Origin of the sequence: Streptomyces prunicolor NBRC 13075, assembly GCF_000367365.1 — a bacterium.
Taxonomy (GTDB): Bacteria; Actinomycetota; Actinomycetes; order Streptomycetales; family Streptomycetaceae; genus Streptomyces; species Streptomyces prunicolor.
On record NZ_BARF01000008.1, the window covers coordinates 69,035 to 87,730 of the forward strand.

20 protein-coding genes are annotated in these 18,696 nt (G+C 69.6%); 8 read left to right on the forward strand and 12 right to left on the reverse strand.

Annotation, left to right across the window (positions count from 1 at the left end):
• Nucleotides 1–84: 84 nt before the first annotated feature.
• Nucleotides 85–2,484, forward strand: a complete 2,400-nt coding sequence (locus SPR02S_RS04280) for an MMPL family transporter (protein ID WP_019055690.1) — start codon at nt 85–87, stop codon at nt 2,482–2,484.
• A gap of 22 nt (nt 2,485–2,506) precedes the next feature.
• On the opposite strand, the gene SPR02S_RS04285 is transcribed toward SPR02S_RS04280, so the two are convergent.
• From SPR02S_RS04285 to SPR02S_RS04330, 10 genes are all read right to left on the reverse strand, one after another.
• On the reverse strand, nt 2,507–3,316 hold the full coding sequence (locus tag SPR02S_RS04285; protein ID WP_019055691.1) for a TetR family transcriptional regulator: 810 nt from the start codon (nt 3,314–3,316) through the stop codon (nt 2,507–2,509).
• Between the two features lie 11 nt (nt 3,317–3,327).
• Nucleotides 3,328–3,849, reverse strand: coding sequence for a thiol-disulfide oxidoreductase DCC family protein (locus SPR02S_RS04290; protein WP_019055692.1), 522 nt, complete (start codon nt 3,847–3,849; stop codon nt 3,328–3,330).
• Nucleotides 3,846–4,253 (reverse strand): hypothetical protein, encoded by a 408-nt coding sequence (locus SPR02S_RS04295; protein WP_019055693.1) that lies wholly within the window; start codon nt 4,251–4,253, stop codon nt 3,846–3,848. Before SPR02S_RS04295 ends, SPR02S_RS04290 begins: the two co-directional genes overlap by 4 nt.
• A 96-nt stretch (nt 4,254–4,349) precedes the next feature.
• Nucleotides 4,350–4,760 carry a VOC family protein gene (locus SPR02S_RS04300; RefSeq protein WP_019055694.1) on the reverse strand — a complete coding sequence of 137 codons (411 nt, stop codon included), beginning with the start codon at nt 4,758–4,760 and terminating at the stop codon, nt 4,350–4,352.
• A gap of 80 nt (nt 4,761–4,840) precedes the next feature.
• Nucleotides 4,841–5,449: a Uma2 family endonuclease gene (locus SPR02S_RS04305; protein WP_019055695.1), complete on the reverse strand. Its 609-nt coding sequence runs from the start codon at nt 5,447–5,449 to the stop codon at nt 4,841–4,843.
• A gap of 157 nt (nt 5,450–5,606) precedes the next feature.
• Nucleotides 5,607–6,386: a succinate dehydrogenase iron-sulfur subunit gene (locus SPR02S_RS04310; RefSeq protein ID WP_019055696.1), complete on the reverse strand. Its 780-nt coding sequence runs from the start codon at nt 6,384–6,386 to the stop codon at nt 5,607–5,609.
• Nucleotides 6,386–8,140 carry a succinate dehydrogenase flavoprotein subunit gene (gene sdhA, locus SPR02S_RS04315; protein ID WP_019055697.1) on the reverse strand — a complete coding sequence of 585 codons (1,755 nt, stop codon included), beginning with the start codon at nt 8,138–8,140 and terminating at the stop codon, nt 6,386–6,388. Before sdhA ends, SPR02S_RS04310 begins: the two co-directional genes overlap by 1 nt.
• Nucleotides 8,141–8,170: 30 nt before the next feature.
• On the reverse strand, nt 8,171–8,653 hold the full coding sequence (locus tag SPR02S_RS04320) for a succinate dehydrogenase hydrophobic membrane anchor subunit (protein ID WP_026150201.1): 483 nt from the start codon (nt 8,651–8,653) through the stop codon (nt 8,171–8,173).
• A 5-nt stretch (nt 8,654–8,658) separates the two neighbouring features.
• Nucleotides 8,659–9,039: a succinate dehydrogenase, cytochrome b556 subunit gene (gene sdhC, locus SPR02S_RS04325; RefSeq protein WP_078622809.1), complete on the reverse strand. Its 381-nt coding sequence runs from the start codon at nt 9,037–9,039 to the stop codon at nt 8,659–8,661.
• A 262-nt stretch (nt 9,040–9,301) separates the two neighbouring features.
• A complete protein-coding gene (locus SPR02S_RS04330; protein WP_019055700.1) occupies nt 9,302–9,820 on the reverse strand; it encodes a 2-oxo-4-hydroxy-4-carboxy-5-ureidoimidazoline decarboxylase in 519 nt (172 codons plus the stop codon).
• Nucleotides 9,821–10,049: 229 nt separating this feature from the next.
• On the opposite strand from SPR02S_RS04330, the gene SPR02S_RS04335 reads away from it, so the two are divergent.
• The 5 genes from SPR02S_RS04335 (at nt 10,050) to SPR02S_RS04355 (ending at nt 15,501) form a co-directional block, all read left to right on the forward strand.
• Nucleotides 10,050–11,738 (forward strand): beta-N-acetylhexosaminidase, encoded by a 1,689-nt coding sequence (locus SPR02S_RS04335; protein ID WP_373283273.1) that lies wholly within the window; start codon nt 10,050–10,052, stop codon nt 11,736–11,738.
• A gap of 142 nt (nt 11,739–11,880) precedes the next feature.
• Nucleotides 11,881–12,564 carry a DUF4328 domain-containing protein gene (locus SPR02S_RS04340; RefSeq protein ID WP_019055703.1) on the forward strand — a complete coding sequence of 228 codons (684 nt, stop codon included), beginning with the start codon at nt 11,881–11,883 and terminating at the stop codon, nt 12,562–12,564.
• A 155-nt stretch (nt 12,565–12,719) separates the two neighbouring features.
• The gene (locus SPR02S_RS04345; RefSeq protein WP_019055704.1) at nt 12,720–13,352 is read left to right on the forward strand and encodes a hypothetical protein; all 633 of its coding nucleotides are present in this window, start codon (nt 12,720–12,722) and stop codon (nt 13,350–13,352) included.
• 135 nt (nt 13,353–13,487) lie between these two features.
• Nucleotides 13,488–13,877 carry a hypothetical protein gene (locus SPR02S_RS04350; RefSeq protein WP_019055705.1) on the forward strand — a complete coding sequence of 130 codons (390 nt, stop codon included), beginning with the start codon at nt 13,488–13,490 and terminating at the stop codon, nt 13,875–13,877.
• A 148-nt stretch (nt 13,878–14,025) separates the two neighbouring features.
• On the forward strand, nt 14,026–15,501 hold the full coding sequence (locus SPR02S_RS04355) for an MFS transporter (RefSeq protein WP_019055706.1): 1,476 nt from the start codon (nt 14,026–14,028) through the stop codon (nt 15,499–15,501).
• A 2-nt stretch (nt 15,502–15,503) separates the two neighbouring features.
• Here the strand turns inward: SPR02S_RS04355 and SPR02S_RS04360 are convergent, their stop codons facing one another.
• The gene (locus tag SPR02S_RS04360; protein ID WP_019055707.1) at nt 15,504–16,694 is read right to left on the reverse strand and encodes a Gfo/Idh/MocA family protein; all 1,191 of its coding nucleotides are present in this window, start codon (nt 16,692–16,694) and stop codon (nt 15,504–15,506) included.
• A gap of 217 nt (nt 16,695–16,911) precedes the next feature.
• Here SPR02S_RS04360 and SPR02S_RS55090 point away from each other — a divergent pair, with 217 nt between their 5' ends.
• Together SPR02S_RS55090 and SPR02S_RS04370 are read left to right on the forward strand one after the other, a co-directional pair.
• Nucleotides 16,912–17,565: an RNA polymerase sigma factor gene (locus tag SPR02S_RS55090; RefSeq protein ID WP_019055708.1), complete on the forward strand. Its 654-nt coding sequence runs from the start codon at nt 16,912–16,914 to the stop codon at nt 17,563–17,565.
• Nucleotides 17,558–17,767, forward strand: coding sequence for a hypothetical protein (locus SPR02S_RS04370; RefSeq protein ID WP_019055709.1), 210 nt, complete (start codon nt 17,558–17,560; stop codon nt 17,765–17,767). The genes SPR02S_RS55090 and SPR02S_RS04370 overlap by 8 nt, the downstream gene beginning before the upstream one ends.
• Nucleotides 17,768–17,873: 106 nt before the next feature.
• On the opposite strand, the gene SPR02S_RS04375 is transcribed toward SPR02S_RS04370, so the two are convergent.
• Nucleotides 17,874–18,659 (reverse strand): enoyl-CoA hydratase/isomerase family protein, encoded by a 786-nt coding sequence (locus tag SPR02S_RS04375; RefSeq protein WP_019055710.1) that lies wholly within the window; start codon nt 18,657–18,659, stop codon nt 17,874–17,876.
• Nucleotides 18,660–18,696: the final 37 nt, after the last annotated feature.

An 18,696-nucleotide genomic window follows, 5' to 3' on the forward strand; every position in this document is an offset into this window, starting at 1 on the left:
CCAGGACCTGGGGGACCATCCGACCGACCGAGCGACCGAGCTGTTCAACTCGGTTTCGAATAAGGAGCGTTGAGCGTGGCGGCATTGGCACGGTGGTGCTATCGGCACCGGCTGGTGGTCCTGTTGCTGTGGGTGGGGGCACTGTTCGGCCTGGGCTTTTCGGCGACGACGGCGGGGACGGACTACGCGAACGTCTTCTCCCTCCCGGACACGGACTCCAAGAGCGCGTACGACCTGATGCAGAAGGCGTTCCCGAACAGCTCGGGCGACACCGACACGGTGGTGTGGAAGGTCGACTCGGGCTCGGTGAAGGACCAGTCCGTACGGTCCCGGATCCAGCCCGCCCTCGACAAGATCGCTGACATGAAGGGCGTCGGTGGCGTCACCGGCCCGTACTCGGGCGCCCGGGGCGCGACACAGATCAGCTCCGACGGGACGATCGCGTACGCGCAGGTCACCTTCGCCGAGCAGGCCAACGCCGTCCCCAAGGAGCTCGTCCAGAACGTCGTCGACACCGCGCGGGACGCCCGACAGGACGGCCTCCACGTCGAGTTGGGCGGCCAGGCCGTCCAGCGCGTGGAGGAACCGCCGGGCGGCATAGCCGAGGGCGTCGGCATCCTCGCCGCGGCCATCGTGCTGTTCCTGGCCTTCGGCTCGTTCTACGCGGCCCTGCTCCCGATCGGTATCGCGATCTTCGGCGTCGGCACCGGCCTGTTCTCCACCCAGCTGCTCAGCCACGCCACCGACATCCCCGACCTGGCGCCCCTGCTGGCCACCCTGATCGGCCTCGGCGTCGGCATCGACTACGCCCTGTTCATCGTCACCCGGCACCGACGCGGCCTGCAACGCGGCCTCGATCCCGAGGAGTCGGCGGTCATCGCCCTCAACACCTCGGGCCGCGCGGTGCTGTTCGCGGGCGGCACGGTGTGCATCGCGCTCGCCGGCATGCTGGTGACGAACCTGCGCTTCCTGGACGGCGTGGTCGTCGGCACCTCGCTGACGGTCGTCCTGAGCGTCCTGGCGGCCACGACCCTGTTGCCCGCCCTGCTCGGCTTCCTGGGCCCGCGTGTGCTCAGCCGCAAGCAGCGCCGCAAGCTCGCGGACGGGCCCGAGCCGGAGCGCACCGACAACCTCGCGGTCCGCTGGTCGGCCGCCGTCCAGAAGCGCCCGCGCCGGATCGCGGCCTTCGCCCTCGTCGTCATGGCCGTACTCGCCTTCCCTGTGCTGTCGTTGCGCCTCGGCGCCACCGACCAGGGCAACGACAACACCTCGACGACCACCAGGAAGGCGTACGACCTCCTGGCCGACGGTTTCGGCCCCGGCTTCAACGGCCCTCTCCAGGTGGTCACTTCGAGCGGTGACACGGCCACCCTGGTGAAGGACATCCAGGGGACGAAGGACGTGGCCCAGGTCGCCGCGCTGCCGCCCACGGACGGGGTGACGGTGATCCAGGTCGTCCCGAAGACCTCACCGCAGTCCGTGCAGACGGACGACCTGATCGACACCCTGCGCGACAAGGTGATCCCCGGGGCCGGCGCGACCGGTCACGTCGGGGGCGTGACGGCGATCTCGAAGGACTTCGCGGCCGTCACGGGCGACCGCCTCCCGCTCTTCGTGGCGACGATCATCGGCCTGAGCTTCCTGCTGCTCCTGCTCGCGTTCCGTTCCCTGGTCGTCCCGTTGACGGCCGCCCTGATGAACCTCATCGCGGCGGCGGCCTCCTTCGGTGTCCTGGTGGCGATCTTCCAGTGGGGCTGGGGCCTGGACATGCTCGGCCTCGGCAAGGAGGGCCCGATCAACGCCTTCCTGCCGGTCATCATGCTGTCCCTGTTGTTCGGCCTCTCGATGGACTACCAGGTGTTCCTGGTGAGCCGTATGCACGAGGAGTGGGTCCACACCAAGGACAACGCCCGCGCGGTGCGCGTCGGCCTCGCGGAGACCAGCCGCGTCATCAACTCCGCCGCCCTGATCATGGTCTGCGTCTTCCTGGCCTTCGTCCTCAGCGGCAACTCCGGCGCGGCGACGGCGGGCGTCGGCCTGGCCGCCGCGGTGGCCCTGGACGCCTTCATCCTGCGTACGGCCCTGGTGCCGGCCGCGATGCACCTCCTGGGCAACTCCAACTGGTGGCTCCCGGGCTGGCTCGACAAGGGCCTGCCGCACCTCGCCGTGGAACCCGCCGAGGAGCCCGCTCCGGCCGCCGTGGAGGGCCCGTCCTCGGCCGTCCACGGATTCGTCCGCACGACGGAGGGCGAGCCCGTGGAGGGCGCGTCAGTGACGCTGCTGACGGCCGGGGGACGCCAGCTGGACCGCGTCGAGTCCCTGGCGGACGGCTCGTACATCGTGTCGGTCCCGGCACCGGGGACCTACCTCCTGGCGACGACGGCCACGTCGTACGGCTCGATCGCCCGCAAGGTGACGGTGGCGGACGGTCCGCTGGTCTACGACGTCGAGCTCGCGGAGGGCGAGGTGGACGCGGTCAACTGACGCCGTCGACCGACCTGAGTGCTCAGGGGCGTTCGCCGTCGGCAGGTCCGTCGGCGGACGCCCCGCGCTTCTCCTGCTTCGCCTGCTTCTTCTTGGCCTTCGCCGGGTCGGGCAGTGCGTGCGTCATGCCCGGCAGGAAGTCCGTGAACAGCTCGTGCACCTCCAGGACGAGGGGCCGCAGCACCCGGAAGCGCGCGAGGGACACACCGCGCGCGGTGAGCCGGGCCCCGCGCTCCGCGAGCCGGTAGCTCCGCTCGCGCCCCTCGGTCCGGTCGAACACCCAATAGAGCACGAGCCCCATCTGGGAGAGCCACATCAACTCCGGGAGCACGTCCCGCAGTTCCGGCGCCACCTTGGTCTTCGCCCCGAACAGCACCTCCTTGTGGACGTCGATGGCCTGCACGCGCGCGTGCTCGCTCTCCGCGGAGAACGGGCTGAGCGGGCTGTCCGGGTCGGCCGCGTTCTTGAAGAACTGCACCGCGAACTCGTGGTACGGCCTCGCGATGTCCAGCCACACCCGCAGCACACCCGCGAGCCGCGCCTCCAGATCGGTTTCCCGGTCCAGCACCTCGCGGACCGCGAGCCGGTGTTCCTCGGCGATCCGGTCGTAGAAGCCCTGGATCAGGTGCTCCTTGCCGGCGAAGTAGTAGTACGCGTTGCCGACCGAGACGCCCGCCTCCTTGGCGATCGCCCGCATCGTCGTCTTGTCGTAGCCGTGCTCCTGGAACAGCCGCATGGCCGTCTCCAGGATGAGCGCACGGGTCTGCTCGGACTTAGCGGACCTGGCGGGCGTACCGCCGTCCTCTTCGGGGCTGTCGTTCTTCACGGGCACGGAGACAGAGCCTATCCAGTGGCGCAGGAGCCGCCCGCGCAGCCCGGTCCGGTGTACGACCAGCCGTTGCTCGGGTCGTACGTCCACCCGTCCCGCTGCCGGTACACACCGCCGCCCCAGCGCCCCGGGCCCCACTGCGCCCCGCGCCACTTGGCGGCGGCGAGCACGGCGCCCTTGGCGATCCTGGCCCCGGCCGGGGTGCTCAACCGGTGGGCCAGCGGCCGGTGTTCGCGCAGCGCCCACAGGGTGACGATCCAGGCGGCGGCGCCCTGGTAGACCTGCCCGGAGTCGCCGACGACGGTGATCTCGTCGAGGGTGGCGCGATGGTCGAGCCCGGGAAAGCGCCGCCGGGCCTCTTCGGAGGACGCCGGTACCAGCTCCAGGGGCACCAGCTGCGACTGCCGTACGAGCCAGTCGCGCAGGAAGGTGCACAGGGAGCAGTCGGCGTCGTAGAGGACGGTGAGCCCGTGGACCGGGACGCGCTGGGCGTCCCGGTCCTGGGTCCCGCCGACGGCCGGGGCCACCCCCGTCACGCCCCGGCCGTCGGCGGAACCCAGCCCTGCGGCCCGACCGGCGGCACCTGCTCGTGCTCCAGCACGCCACGCCGGCGGATCTTGTTCAGCACGAACACGTTCCCCAGGTGCATCACCCCGAGCACCAGCAGCACCACGCCCACCTTCGTCGACAGGGCCTCGAAGATGCCCCGGGTGTCCTCGATGGTGGCGTCGCCGCTGAGGTACAGGGCGACGAACCCGAGGTTGACGAGGTAGAAGCCCACTACTAGGAGGTGGTTCACGGCCTCCGCGAGTTTTTCGTTCCCCCGGAGGACGTCGGCGAGGAAGATCCGCCCGTTGCGGCTGAGCGTACGGGCCACCCAGATGGTGAGCCCGATGCTGACGACCAGGTAGATGACGTAGGCGATGACCGTGCGGTCCATACGCCTCCCCCTTCTTGAACACGTTCAAAAGTGCTGACAGGAAGAACTGTAGGAGCATTTTTGAACGTGTTCAACTTGCTTGCGCTGGGACCTGCGTCACACCCGCCGCGCCAGCTCCGGCCGCTTCGAGTAGTCCGTGAACCCGATGACGTTGCCCCAGGGGTCGGCGATCTCGACGGTCCACCCGGTGGCCACGGAGAACGGCGCGTCGAGGAGGGGGATCCCGGCGGTGGTGAGGCGCTGGGCCGCCTTCCGCGCGTCCGGGACCTCCAGCCACACGCGGGGTGAGGGCCACGGGGGTGGTCTGTGTCCGAGCCCGTCCTCCTGTCGCAGGAGAACTCCGGGCGTCTCGCCCCCGACCTTCAGAATCGCGATCCCGGCCTCGTCGAGCCGGAACCCGACGGTGAACCCGGCACGTTCATAGAAGGGGACGGCCTCGGCGAGGTCCCCGACGGGGAGGAGGAGATTGTCGAAGCCGAGCAGTTCGTACGACTCTTCATCTGACATGCCGTCAGGTTAGAGCGATGATCGGCGCAGGCCCGGGATTGCCCGACGATCCTGAGCCGGTTGTGAGCCGAGCGGCGAGATCAGTCGTTCTTGGGCTGACCGGTCTTGAGGATCTCCGCCACGTCGAGGGTGACTTCGGCGCCGATGGACTTGGGCAGGGTGACCACTTCGCCGGGGGAGTGCGGGCGGTGGCTCTCGTAGTCGTCCCCCGTGGGGTTGGTCAGGACGTGGAGGCGCTGATGCTTGCGGTCGATGATCACGTAAACCGGAATCTTGGCGGCGGCGTACGCCTTCACCTTGTCTCGCAGGTCGGTCCGATAGTTGCTGGAGGTGACCTCCAGGACCAGGCGGAAGCAGACGGGGTCGTAGCAGTTGTTCTCGACGTAGTGATCCCGGTAGTCGGCGTCGACCACCAGAAGGTCGGGGATCGCGTAGTCCTCGGTCCCGGTCGGTAGCCAGGGGCCAACGCCTTGGAGCACCTTCGACTCCGTCCCGTGTAGGCCGGAAGCCACGAAGGGCAGCATGAGATCGGTCAAGACTTCGGCGTGCGGGCCGTCCGGCGGCGGGGACACGATGATCTGGCCTCCGATGATCTCGACGCGGTAGCCCGGGAGGCGATCCATGATTCGGTTCGCCTCCGCGATCAACGGACGGTCCTCATGCGGCCGCTCGACAGCTGCTGCGGACATCAGGTGCCTCCTGTGGGCTGGTGTCGAGAGCATCATCGTAGGCCGGACAGTGCCGGTATGTCCTTGACGATCACGTCCACCCAAACGGGTTGCCGCACGTCGGAAGGCCCCGCTCCCAACCAGAAACGGGGCCCTCACAGTCGTATCGCAAAGAACGTCAGAACCGCCGGGTGATCAGCGCCCGCTTCACTTCCTGGATCGCCTTCGTGACCTCGATGCCTCGCGGGCACGCGTCCGTGCAGTTGAAGGTCGTGCGGCAACGCCACACGCCGTCGCGGTCGTTGAGGATCTCCAGGCGCTGCTCGCCCGCCTCGTCGCGTGAGTCGAAGATGAAGCGGTGGGCGTTGACGATGGCGGCCGGGCCGAAGTACTGGCCGTCGTTCCAGAAGACCGGGCAGGACGACGTGCAGGCGGCGCAGAGGATGCACTTCGTTGTGTCGTCGAAGCGCTCGCGGTCCTCGGCCGTCTGGAGACGCTCGCGCGTCGGCTCGTTCGTGTCCTTCGTGATGAGGAACGGCATCACGTCGCGGTACGCCTGGAAGAACGGGTCCATGTCGACGACCAGGTCCTTCAGGACCGTCAGACCCTTGATCGGCTCGACCGTGATCGGCTTCTCGGGGTTGAGGTCCTTGATCAGGGTCTTGCAGGCGAGACGGTTCTTGCCGTTGATCCGCATCGCGTCCGAGCCGCAGATGCCGTGGGCGCAGGAACGGCGGAACGTGAGCGTGCCGTCCAGGTCCCACTTGATCTTGTGGAGGCCGTCGAGGACGCGCTCCTTCGGGTCGATCTCCATCTGGAAGTCTTCCCAGACCGCTTCCGCCGAGACCTCGGAGTTGAAGCGGCGGATCCGGAAGGTGACCGTGATGTACGGGGAGTCGGCGAAGCCGGGCTCGGGCTGGCCGGCCGCTTCCGCCTTGTCCAGAACAGGGGTAGCCATCAGTACTTACGCTCCATCGGCTGGTAGCGGGTCTGGACGACCGGCTTGTAGTCGAGACGGATGGACTCGGTGCCGTCGTCGCCGACCTCGCGGTACGCCATGGTGTGGCGCATGAAGTTGACGTCGTCGCGGTTGGGGTAGTCCTCGCGGTAGTGACCGCCGCGGGACTCCTTGCGGGCGAGCGCGGAGACAGCCATGACCTCGGCGAGGTCCAGGAGGTTGCCGAGCTCGATCGCTTCCAGCAGGTCCGTGTTGAAACGGCGGCCCTTGTCCTGGATCGAGACGTTGCGGTAGCGCTCGCGCAGCTCCGCGATCTTCTCGACCGCCGTCTTGATCGTCTGCTCGGTGCGGAACACCATGACGTTGGCGTCCATGCACTCCTGCAGCTCGCGGCGGATGACCGCCACGCGCTCGGTGCCCGTGGAGTTGCGCAGGTGCTCGACCTGGTCGATGACCTGCTGCGCCGGGTCCTCGGGCAGCTCGACGTACGACGCCTTCTGGCTGTACTCCGCCGCCGCGATGCCCGCCCGGCGCCCGAACACGTTGATGTCCAGGAGCGAGTTGGTGCCGAGACGGTTCGCGCCGTGCACCGACACGCAGGCGACCTCGCCGGCCGCGTACAGGCCCGGGACGACCGTGGTGTTGTCGGTGAGGACCTCACCCTGGACGTTCGTCGGGATGCCGCCCATCGCGTAGTGCGCGGTGGGCTGGATCGGGATCGGGTCCGTGTACGGCTCGATACCGAGGTACGTGCGCGCGAACTCCGTGATGTCGGGCAGCTTGGCGTCGAGCTGCTCCGGCGGGAGGTGCGTGAGGTCGAGGTAGACGTGGTCGCCCTCGGGACCGCAGCCGCGGCCCTCACGGATCTCCGTGTAGATGGAGCGGGACACGACGTCTCGCGACGCCAGGTCCTTCATGACCGGCGCGTACTTCTCCATGAAGCGCTCGCCGTCCTTGTTGCGGAGGATGCCGCCCTCACCGCGGGCGCCCTCCGTCAGCAGGATGCCCATGCGCCAGATGCCGGTCGGGTGGAACTGGAAGAACTCCATGTCCTCCAGCGGCAGCCCGCGCCGGTACACGGCGGCCTGGCCGTCACCGGTCAGGGTGTGCGCGTTCGACGTCACCTTGAAGAACTTGCCGCAGCCACCGGACGCGTAGATCACGGCCTTCGCCTGGAAGACGTGGATCTCGCCGGTCGCCAGCTCGTACGCGACCACGCCCACCGACGTCTTCACGCCGTCGACGTCGGCGATCAGCTGGTCGAGGACGTAGAACTCGTTGAAGAACTCCACGCCCTCCTTCACGCAGTTCTGGTACAGCGTCTGGAGGATCATGTGGCCGGTGCGGTCGGCCGCGTAGCAGGAGCGGCGGACCGGGGCCTCGCCGTGGTTACGGCTGTGACCGCCGAAACGGCGCTGGTCGATCGTGCCGTTCGGCGTGCGGTTGAACGGCAGGCCCATCTTCTCCAGGTCGAGGACCGAGTCGATGGCCTCCTTCGCCAGGATCTCGGCGGCGTCCTGGTCGACCAGGTAGTCACCGCCCTTGATCGTGTCGAAGGTGTGCCACTCCCAGTTGTCCTCCTCCACGTTGGCGAGCGCGGCGGCCATACCGCCCTGCGCCGCGCCCGTGTGGGAGCGGGTGGGGTAGAGCTTCGTCAGTACCGCGGTGCGGCTGCGCTTCGTCGACTCGATCGCGGCGCGCATACCGGCGCCGCCGGCGCCGACGATGACGGTGTCGTATTTGTGGATCTTCATCAGAATTCCTCAGTCCCTCAGCCCGGTGGCCTAGCGGATGTTCGGGTCGAAGGTGAAGATCACCAGCGTGCCCAGCAGGATGGTGAACACCGTGGCGGTGTAGAGCAGGCCCTTGAGCCACAGCCGGGTGTTCGCGCGCTCCGCGTAGTCGTTGATGACCGTGCGCAGGCCGTTGGCGCCGTGCAGCATCGCCAGCCAGAGCATCAGCAGGTCCCAGACCTGCCAGAACGGCGAGGCCCAGCGGCCCGCCACGAAGGCGAAGCCGATCTTGGAGACACCGCCGTCCAGCACGAGCTGGATCAGCAGGTGGCCGAGGACCAGGACGACCAGCACGACACCGGACAGGCGCATGAAGAGCCAGCCGTACATCTCGAAGTTGCCCCGGGTCGACTTCGGGGTCTTCTTGGTGCGCTTGCGGGGGGCCTCGATGAGGGGCGCGGGGTTGTCCACGGTGTAGACGGACGCGCTCTCCACGGGGCCGATGCCCGACGCTGCGGTTTCAGTCGTAGACATCTGTGTCAGCTCCCGAAGAGAACACGAGCGGCGTGGCCGAGTACGGGGTAGATCGCCCCGATCATCAGCACCAGCCACAGGCCGACGACGGACCAGAGCAGCTGCTTCTGGTAGCGCGGGCCCTTCGACCAGAAGTCGACGGCGATGACGCGCAGGCCGTTGAGGGCGTGGAAGAGGATCGCGGCGACGAGGCCGTACTCCAGCAGTGCCACGATCGGCGTCTTGTAGGTGGCTACGACCTTGTCGTAGTCCTCGGGGGAGACACGCACAAGAGCGGTGTCCAGCACGTGTACGAACAGGAAGAAGAAGATGAGGACGCCGGTGACTCGATGAGCCACCCAGGACCACATTCCTTCCCGGCCGCGGTACAGCGTTCCAGCCGGCACGGAAGAACCCTCCGGGAGCGGGGATTTAGGGCCGCGCCGGCTTCTCTGTCGGTCGGGCCCGGCCGGGTACGGTCCTCCGGCCCTCAGCATCGTATCCAGCCGTTGATGTGGGTCTTACGGCGGGCCTGCTGGTGTGATCAAAATGGCACCCAAAGGGGTACGGACGGGCTAGTTTCGGGCGGCTAATGGGTCGGGGGTTCGTCTGTTTTGCCGGGTGCGGGTCCGTTGTGGCTGGTCGCGCCCCGCGGCGGAGCCGCAAATGTCACAGCCCCGCGCCCCTAAAAGAAAGAACCCCCAGCAGTCGTCCCCTTGCCAGGCGCCGGAGTTCCTCTGCGACAACCACCCGTTCCTCCTCCGGGTCGTTCGTCAAGCGGGATCGGATGCCTGCCAGTACGTGGTCGAGGACCTCGTCCGGGGCAATTCCGTCCGGGCAGATGACGAACACGTGGCCGAACCTCGCCTCGTATGCCGCGTGGGCCGCGTCGAGAGCCATGTGGGCGGCCTCGTACGTGTCGTCCGGCAGGACCGGCAGCGACTCGCCCGCCAAGGCCTCCGCCAGGTCGCCCGGCGTCAGGTCGTACGCCGCCTCGTCGGATGCGGCGAGTAGGGAGTCGACGTCGGGGTAGGGGCGGTGGTCGGTGAGGCGGCGGGACCAGTGGAGGCTGTGGAGGCAGGCGAGGAGGGTGTGGCTGGCGTCGTCGGGGGACGCGGCGTTGAACCCCGCCAGCGAATGCGGGTACCGCGACGTCCGGGACTGCTCGGGCAGCGCCGGTATGGCCACTCGGCCGGGAAGGTCGGGGAGCTGGGGAAGGCGGGGCGCAGGCAGTGTGGATCCTCGCGTCACGGAACGGTGCGGCAGGGGATGCGGAGATGAAGAGTGAGAAGTGCGTCACCACGTTATCGGGAGTGGTCATGAGGTGTCCGACGGATGCCCGAATTTCACCCGGAAGGGAGAGTTTCGGAACGCGTGGTGGACACCCGCGATCCGCCCGGGGCCGTAGGTTGGCGCCGTGAGCCAGCACAGGCGCCGCTCGTCGGCGAAGCAGGTGAAGCCGTCGAAGTCGTTGAGGCAGCGGCGGGGGCTGATCGCGGTCGCCGCTGCCACCGTGGTGGTCGGGGGCGGGGTGGGCCTCGGGCTGTGGGCCGCGTCCGGGGACGAGGGGGGCTCCGGGGGTACGGCGGTCGGGTCCGTCGACGAGACCTCCGCCGCCTCGCGCGGTGCGGCCTCCCGTTCCGCGTCCCCGACGCCGAGTCCCAGTCCGACCCGGTCGTATCCGCTGTCGCAGACGCCCCGGACCATTCCCGCCGTGCGTTCCCATACGCCCGCGCGTGGCCCTGGCTGGCGGCCCGCCAAGGGTGGTCGGGTCGTCGTCGAGGATGCCGATCTCGTCGACGAGGGGCGGCTGATCGCGGGTGAGCTGGGGCTGACGTACGGCGGTGAGGCGAGTGACGTGCGCGCCGGGGACGTACGGCTGGCGCTGAACGACGACGAGGGCGCGAACCCGGAGTCGTACGCCATGACCGTGCGCGGGGGGCGGGTCAACATCAGTGGGCCCTCGGACGCCGGGGTGTTCTACGGGACCCGGACGCTCAAGCAGGAAGTGCACGGTGGCGGTACCGCGCCGGAGGGTGTCGTGCACGACCAACCGGCCAAGCCGCGGCGCGGGTTCATGCTGGACATCGCGCGCAAACCGTTCACCGCGGGCTGGATCGAGGACCGGGTACGGGAGTTGGGCGACCTCAAGTTCAATGAGCTCGGGCTGCACTTCTCCGACGACCAGGGTTTTCGGATTGAGTCGACCAGCCATCCCGAGGTCGTGTCGAAGGATCACCTCACCAAAGCGCAGGTGAAGCAGATCGTCGACCTCGCGGCCAGTCGGCACATCACCGTCGTGCCCGAGATTGACTCGCCGGGGCACTTGGGCGCGGTGCTCGCCGCCCATCCGGATCTGCAACTGCGCAACGTCTCGGGTGTCGCCACGCGCGGCGCGATCGACATCTCCAAGGACGCGTCCGCCGCGATCGTCGACGAACTCCTCGACGAGTACGCGGGGTTGTTCCCCGGGGACCAGTGGCACCTCGGCGGCGACGAGTACCAGGCGCTGACCGTCGCCAACCCCCAGGCATCCTTCCCGCAGTTGGCCGCCGAGGCCACGAAGGCCTACGGCTCCGGCGGCACCGTCGCCGACCTCACCACCGGCTGGCTCAACGACCGCGCGGACACGGTCCGCAACCACGACCGGACGATGCGGGTGTGGAACGACGGCTTCTTCGCGAATACGTCCGTGCGGGCCGCCAAGGATCTCCAGGTGGCGTACTGGACGGGCAAGGAGATCGGCGCCCGGCAGCCCGTCGCCTATCTGAGCGCGGGGCGCAAGGTCCTCAACTACAACGACGAGTACCTGTATTACGTCCTCGGCGAGCCGCAGACCTTCGTCTATCCGACGGGGCGGCGGATCTACGAGCAGTGGACGCCTCGGGTGCTGCGCGGGACTGCGGCGGTTCCGGCGAAGTACGACGGCCAGATCCTCGGCGGGTCGTTCGCGGTGTGGTGCGACCTCGCCAACTCGCAGACCCAGGCCCAGGTCGCGGCCGGTATCCGGATGCCGTTGCGGGCCACGGTCCAGAAGCTGTGGGATCCGGGGACGCCGGCGCTGACGTGGACGCAGTTCAAGTCCCTTGCGGACAAGGTGGGTTGAGCGGGGGAGTGGGCGAGGGCGTGGGCGGGAGACCGAGCGGGGGCTGAGCGGGCGGTCGGTGCGGCTGGACGCGTGCGGGCCGAAGAACGTATGTTCCCCTCTCTTCTGTTTGCACTCGGGGGGTTTCACCATGTCCGTTCCCATGCCCGCGCCCAGACCCGCGCCCGGTCCCTACCTGCGCTCGCCCGTCGGGCTCGGCCGCGCCGCCGTCGCGCTGCTCGGGCTCGTCATCGCCGTGGATCTGTTCGCCGTCTACGCCGATTTCGTGCTGTACGACGTGACGGGCGACCTGATGGACGGCGCGGCGGGCGGGGCGGTCACCCGGCGGCTGGACGACGCGGAAACGCTCAACTCGGTGGCGGGCGGCATCCAGTCGGGCGCGCTGGTCACGTGCGCCATCGTGTACCTGTGCTGGTTCGTGCGGGTGCGGGCCAACGCCGGGGTGTTCGATCCGGGCGAGCAGAGCATGAAGCCCTGGTGGGCGATCGGCGGATGGTTCGTCCCGTTCGTGAACCTCTGGTACCCGCGCCGGGTCACCCTCGAAATCTGGGATGCCAGCAGGCCCGTTGGCGCCCGCAGGTCGCATGCGCTGGTCAACATCTGGTGGACCCTGTGGCTCCTGTCGCTCTTCAGCGACCGCCTGGGCATCACGGACTACGGGAAGACCGAGGCGGCGGACCAGATCAACGCCGCCGCCTACCAGTTGATGATCTCTGACGGCCTCGACATCGCGGCCGCCGCGCTCGCGATCCTCGTCGTCCTGCGGCTGACCCGCATGCAGCACGAGAAGGCGCTGGCGGGGCCGGGGGTTCCGGTCGGGCTCTGAGTGCGCTCGGCCGGGTGTCCGGCCGTTGGCCGAAAACCTCTTCTTCCGTTTTCTCCGCCTGCCCGGGGGTGTCCCGTGTGACACTCCCGGGGTGGAGCGCGCAGTCAGGGGAAACGCGGGCTCCATAGGGGAGGGCCCCGCTGAGGGAGGTCTGGATGAGTCTGGTGGAACTGATCGCGCAGGCCGACGAACGCGCACTGGCTGCCAGTGGACTGGCTTGTTTGGATCGGTGCGTGCCGTTGCTGGGCGGTGATGACGAGGTGTTGCGGCCCCTGTGGACCAGCCTCGCGGACGGGGCGGACGGGGAGACGTGGGGCGAGTGTCTGGAGCGGGCGCGCGCCAAGCTGCCCGCGCTCTTCGAGGAACCCGGTGAGGAAGCGGGCGAGGGACCGGGCGAGGGGCCGGGCGAGGATCGCGCCGTGCGGCTCGCCCGGCAGATGCTCGCGACCGCGCCGGCCGTTCCGGCGGGAACTCCCGTACAGGTGTGGGCCGATGCCTGCTCGGTCGCCTCGCTGCGGATCCACCGGCTCCTGGAGGTCATGGTCCCCGCGGGCGGCGTCGACGACGGCGTCGACGCCCGCCGCGAAGGTCGTACGGACGGCATGTCGCCCCTCGTCGCCGCCGAGCTGCGCCGCCAGATCACCGTCCTCGAACTCCTCGCAGGAACCGGAAACGGAAACGGGACCGGCCCCGCCGTCGGCGGACTGCGCCAGGTGCTCGCGGTGTCGACGGAGGGGCGCCGGGTGCTGCGCGCGGTGGTCTCGCGGCGGGCGCGCGGGCGGAGTTGAGCGGCGGTCGGGTGCCAGGTCTGTGATCGTCGTGCGGCGAGGGTGGGGCGGTCCTGCGCCGGTCCGGGGAAATGCCCGGATCGGGGTGCCGGAACACCCGGCCACCAAGGTTTTCTCGGTGTGATGACACATGCGATGACGGTTCAGGAGAACAGGCCGAGGGCCGCCGCGCAGCCCGTGCGGTGGGCGGCCGACGCGGTGGCGACGATGCGCGAGGGGGCCCGGGTCCGGCTCGACTACTCGGCGCAGAGCCTGTGGCGGGTCGACCGGATGATCGAGGAGATACGGCGGGAGGGGGCGCCGTACGCCGCGATCGAGAGCGAGTTGCGCGGGTTCGGGGCGTACGCCGGTGAGGTGATCGCGCGGCAGACCGGCGGCGAGTGGTGGGCGACCGGGGGTGAGCACTGGCTGCGTACTCCCGAGGGGCGGCTGTGGGATCCCATCGACGAGGCGCGGCGGTGTTTCGGCGGGCACGGGTCGCTGCGACTGCTGTGCCGGGACGCGGTGAACGCCGGGCGACGGTAAGGGAGTTCAGTGCCGGGCGCCTGGTACCGGGCGCCCGGCGCGCAGCGGGGTCCGCTCGGCAAAATCGGCGCAATAAGAGACGCTGGCGTTCCCAAAGGGTGCGGTGCGGGAGGACGATGAGGGCGTTCGCCGGACCCGGGGAGGATCCATGGCCGAGAACCGTCGTTGGTGGGCGCTCGTCGTCATCGCGCTCGCGCAGTTGATGGTCGTCCTCGACATGACCATCGTCAACATCGCACTCCCGTCCGCCCAGATCGACCTCGGCATGTCGGACGGGAACCGGCAGTGGGTCATCACCGCCTACACCCTCGCGTTCGGCGGGCTGTTGCTGCTCGGTGGCCGGATCGCCGACCTCGCCGGGCGCAAGAACACCTTCATGATCGGGCTGATCGGCTTCGCCGCCGCGTCCGCGCTCGGCGGTGCCGCCGCCAACCAGGGCATGCTGTTCGGCGCCCGAGCGCTGCAAGGTGTCTTCGCCGCCCTGCTGGCCCCCTCCGCGCTGTCGCTCCTCACGACGACGTTCACCGACCCGAAGGACCGCAGCAAGGCCTTCGGAGTGTTCGGCGCGATTGTCGGCGCGGGTGCGGCAGTTGGGCTCCTTGCGGGCGGCTTCCTCACCCAATACCTGGACTGGCGCTGGTGTCTGTACGTCAACGTGCCCATCGCGCTGGTCGCGTTCGCCGGTGCCTGGGTCCTGCTCAGCGACAGCTCCCGGCACCCGGAAGCCCACCTCGACATACCCGGCGCGCTCCTCGGTTCCCTCGGCATGCTCACCCTGGTGTACGGCTTCTCCGAGGCGGAGTCGCGGAGTTGGGGCGACGGACTGGTCCTGACCCTGCTCGCCGCCGGGGTCGTGCTGCTCGGCGCCTTCGGGTTCTGGCAGACCCGGGCGAAGGTTCCGCTGTTGCCGATGTCGGTGGTGAAGGACCGTCAGCGGGTCGGCGCGTTCCTGACCATCCTGTTCGTCACCATCGGCATGTTCGGTGTGTTCCTGTTCCTGACGTACTACATGCAGCGCGTCCTCGGATACTCGCCGGTGAAGACCGGCGTCGCCTATCTCCCCATCACCGTCGGCATGATCACCGGCTCGACCCAGATCGCGGCCCGGTTCCTCAACCGGGTTCCGCCGCGCGCCCTGATGGTCCCGGGCCTGCTGGTCGCGGCGGGCGCGCTCGCGCTGATCGCGCAGGTCGGGGTGGAGCCCGCGTACGCCACGTACATCCTGCCCGGCATGCTGATGCTCGGCCTCGGCATGGGTACGGCGATGATGACCTCGGTGTCCCTGGCCACCGGAGGCGTCGCCCCGCGCGACTCCGGCGCGGCCTCCGCCACCTTCAACACCGCCCAGCAGGTGGGTGGTTCGATCGGTACGGCGCTCCTCAACACGATCGCCGCCACGGTCACCACCCGCTACGCCACCGCCCACGCGGGCCCCGGTGTGAACAAGCAGCTCCTTGAGGCCAAGGCCGCGGTGCACGGCTTCAACGTCGCCACCTGGTGGGCGATGGCCTCGATCCTGCTGGCCGCGCTCATCGCCGGTGTCCTGGTGAACACGGACCGGGTGCCCACAGTGGGCGCGGTGGCGAAGGAGACCCCGCAGCAGCCGGTGGACACCCCCATCTAGCCCTACGACACCCGGACTTGACCGCGCTCGAAGTAGGCGACGAGTTCCGGATCGAGGGGCGGCACCGCACGCGGGGTACCGCCGTCCCGCAGCGACTCGGTGGCACCCGCGCCGGCGGCCACCGCCATCCGCGCGGCGACCGGCGAGGTGTCGGTGCGCCCGCCGTGCCGTACGAAGCGCAGGAACTCGTCGATCAACAGCGGGTCGGCGCCGCCGTGTTCGCCGTCCTGCTCGGTGTCGGGGACCCGGTACTCGGCGTCGGCGTGCTCCCGGTATCCCGAACGGCGGCTGTTCCACACCTTCACGACCGCGCCGGGTCCGTCGCCGAAGTTCTCCAGTCTCCCCGCGTCGCCGATGACGGTGTAGTTGCGCCAGTAGTCGGGGGTGAAGTGGCACTGCTGGTAGGCGGCCAACACCCCGTTGTCCAGGCGCATGTTGACCAACGACACGTCCTCGACGTCGATGACCGGGTTGAGCGCCCGCTGGGTGTGCGGCGGCCAGTGTCCGTCCTCGGTGTACCAGTCGGGGGTCTTCGGTTCACCGGGCGGGCGACGGTGCGGATTGGCGCCGTAGACCAACAGGTCGCCGAACGCCTGGACTTGGCTGGTGTAGCCGCCGGCCAGCCAGTGCACCACGTCTAGGTCGTGCGCGGCCTTCTGGAGCAACAGGCCGGTGCTGTAACGGCGTTCGGCGTGCCAGTCCTTGAAGTACCAGTCGCCGCCGTAGCCGACGAAGTGCCGTACCCACACCGTTTTCACGGTGCCGATCGCGCCGCCCTCGACGAGGTCGCGCATGAGGCGGATCACCGGCATGTGGCGCATGTTGTGGCCGACGTAGAGGCGGGTGCCGGTCTCGTGGGCCGTACGGAGGACGCGGTCGCAGCGTTCGACGGTGATGTCGAGCGGTTTCTCGACGAGGACGGGTCTGCCCGCGCGCAGCGCCTCGCAGGCGAGGTCGGCGTGGGTGTGGTCGGGGGTGAGGACGAGGATCGCGTCGATGTGGGGGGACAGGACAACTTCCCGATGGTCGGCGGACGTTGAGACACCCGGGAAGTCGCGGGCCGCCTCCGCCCGGGCCGCCGGGTCGGGGTCCGTGAGGGCGGTGACCCGCGAGCCCGCGCCGGGGCGGTGGGCGACCCGGGCGAGGCTGCCGCGCAGGCCGTAGCCGAGGACACCGATACGGAGGTCGGACATGGGTCTCCTTCGTTCGCGGGGACGCCACGGGGGACGGACACCGGGGCCAGAGGGACCGTGCCCCGTGGGCGGGCCGGAGATGTGTCGGGCGGCGGACGGGCTGTGACGTTTCTGTGAGATGCGGCGCTGATGGCGATGGGGGGTGCGGGGGATCACCGAGGGGGACCGCCGTGCCCGTACGGATTCTTCGCGCACTCGGTACGGACGAGGACGGGCCTTGGGCCAGACAGGCGAGCCCCGGCGCGGGCACGCGTACGACGGGGAACTGGGCGCGGCCGTCGCGCGGGCCCAGGAGGGCGACGACGGCGCTTTCGCGGTCGCGTACCGGATCGTGCAGCCCGGGCTGCTCGGGTATCTGCGCGGGCTCGTCGGCGACGAGGCCGAGGACGTGGCGGCCGACGCCTGGCTGGAGATCGCCCGGGACCTGGGCCGGTTCCGCGGCGACGGGGCGGGCTTCCGCGGCTGGACGGCGACCATCGCCCGGCACCGGGCCCTGGACCACCTGCGAAGACAGCGGGTACGTCCGCGACCGGCGACGCTCGAACAGGACGTACTCGAACTGCCGGGTCCGCACAGCACCCACGAGCAGGCGCTGGAGTCCCTCTCCACGGAGTACGCCCTCGGGCTGGTCCGGGGGCTGCCGCGGGACCAGGCCGAGGCCGTACTGCTGCGGGTGGTCGTGGGGCTCGACGGGCCCGCCGCCGCACGGGTGTTGGGCAAGCGTCCCGGTGCGGTACGCACGGCCGCCTACCGGGGGTTGAAGCGGCTGGCCCGTGAACTGGGCGTGCGGGAACGGGAAAGGGAACGGGAAAGGGAACAGGAAAGGGAACAGGAAAGGGAACAGGAACGGGACGGAGACGGGCATGGCTGACCAGGACAAGGGCGGTACTGGTCTGCCGGGTCTGTCAGGCCTCCCGGGGCTGCTGGGTGCGGCGCTGCGCGACGGAGTCGTGGACGACGCGGCGGAACGGCGAGCGGTGGCGGCGTTCAGGGCCGCGCGGGACTCCGGGACCCGGTCGGGGAAGACCCGTAGTCAGGACGACTGGCGGCCGCGGGGCGGCAGCGGGCCGTAGGCGTCATGCGGGGCGGGGCGCCGGCCGCTTCCGGGGCCACGGGCCGTCCGAGGCGGAGACTCCCCGGGCGGCCCGTGCGTGTCACATCCCGTTCCGTCCTTGCCGCTCAGCGGGGCTGGGCGAGTTGCGCGGCGAGGAGGTGGGAGTCGAGCAGGGCGGTGTCGGTGGTGCGGGCGGCTTTCGCGTAGCCGGCGAGCATGTGTTTGGTCAGGACGAGGGCTTGGGGCGAGCGCCGGGCGAGGGGTCTGGTCCAGGCGGTGATGGCGTCGTCCAACTCGTCGAGGGGCGCGACCTTGTGCAGAAGTCCGAGGCGGTGGGCGGTGGGGGCATCGAACTCCTCGCAGGTGAGCAGGAGTTCACGGACCCGGGCGGCACCGGCCTCCGCGATCAGGCGCCCCATCGCGCCTCCCCAGGTGGGTGCCATTCCGAGGGCGATCTCCGGCATGCGGAAACGGGAGGTGTCCGCGCCCGCGCGCAGATCGCAGTAGGCGGCGAGTCCGAGGCCGGCGCCGATGACCTTGCCGTGGAGCCGGGCGATGGTGACGGCGTGGGTGTTCTCCAGTGCCTGGCACAGGCGGTGGGCCTTGTCCGCGATGCGTCGCGTCGCGGCGCCGGTCGGATCGACGGCCAGCGTCTCCTGGTACTCCTTGCGGTCCCCTCCCAGACTGAAGTCCTTGCCCAGGGAGGAGAGCACCAGGACCTGGATGTCGGGCTGTTCGTGGAGGCCGTCCAGGACGGCGATGAGTCCGTCCATGACCGCGGAGCTCAGGACGTCGTCGTCCTGGGCGGACGGGTTGAGCCGTACATGGAGGACGGAACCGGTCCGGGTGAGGCCGACGGGGGGAGCGGGAGGTGCGGGCTCCGCATCGTTCACGGGCTCCGCATGGTCCACGGGTTTCGTATGGTCCACGGGCTTGGCATGGTCCGTG

Excerpts from the sequence above, each read along its gene's own strand:
- SPR02S_RS04320 (WP_026150201.1), bottom strand. The coding sequence starts at position 8,653 with ATGTCTACGACTGAAACCGCAGCGTCGGGCATCGGCCCCGTGGAGAGC.
- SPR02S_RS04370 (WP_019055709.1), top strand. The coding sequence starts at position 17,558 with ATGGCTGACCAGGACAAGGGCGGTACTGGTCTGCCGGGTCTGTCAGGC.
- sdhA (WP_019055697.1), bottom strand. The coding sequence starts at position 8,140 with ATGAAGATCCACAAATACGACACCGTCATCGTCGGCGCCGGCGGCGCC.
- SPR02S_RS04340 (WP_019055703.1), top strand. The coding sequence starts at position 11,881 with ATGCCCGCGCCCAGACCCGCGCCCGGTCCCTACCTGCGCTCGCCCGTC.
- SPR02S_RS04310 (WP_019055696.1), bottom strand. The coding sequence starts at position 6,386 with ATGGCTACCCCTGTTCTGGACAAGGCGGAAGCGGCCGGCCAGCCCGAG.
- SPR02S_RS04350 (WP_019055705.1), top strand. The coding sequence starts at position 13,488 with ATGACGGTTCAGGAGAACAGGCCGAGGGCCGCCGCGCAGCCCGTGCGG.
- SPR02S_RS04305 (WP_019055695.1), bottom strand. The coding sequence starts at position 5,449 with ATGTCCGCAGCAGCTGTCGAGCGGCCGCATGAGGACCGTCCGTTGATC.
- SPR02S_RS04355 (WP_019055706.1), top strand. The coding sequence starts at position 14,026 with ATGGCCGAGAACCGTCGTTGGTGGGCGCTCGTCGTCATCGCGCTCGCG.
- SPR02S_RS04295 (WP_019055693.1), bottom strand. The coding sequence starts at position 4,253 with ATGGACCGCACGGTCATCGCCTACGTCATCTACCTGGTCGTCAGCATC.
- SPR02S_RS04300 (WP_019055694.1), bottom strand. The coding sequence starts at position 4,760 with ATGTCAGATGAAGAGTCGTACGAACTGCTCGGCTTCGACAATCTCCTC.
- SPR02S_RS04345 (WP_019055704.1), top strand. The coding sequence starts at position 12,720 with ATGAGTCTGGTGGAACTGATCGCGCAGGCCGACGAACGCGCACTGGCT.
- SPR02S_RS04360 (WP_019055707.1), bottom strand. The coding sequence starts at position 16,694 with ATGTCCGACCTCCGTATCGGTGTCCTCGGCTACGGCCTGCGCGGCAGC.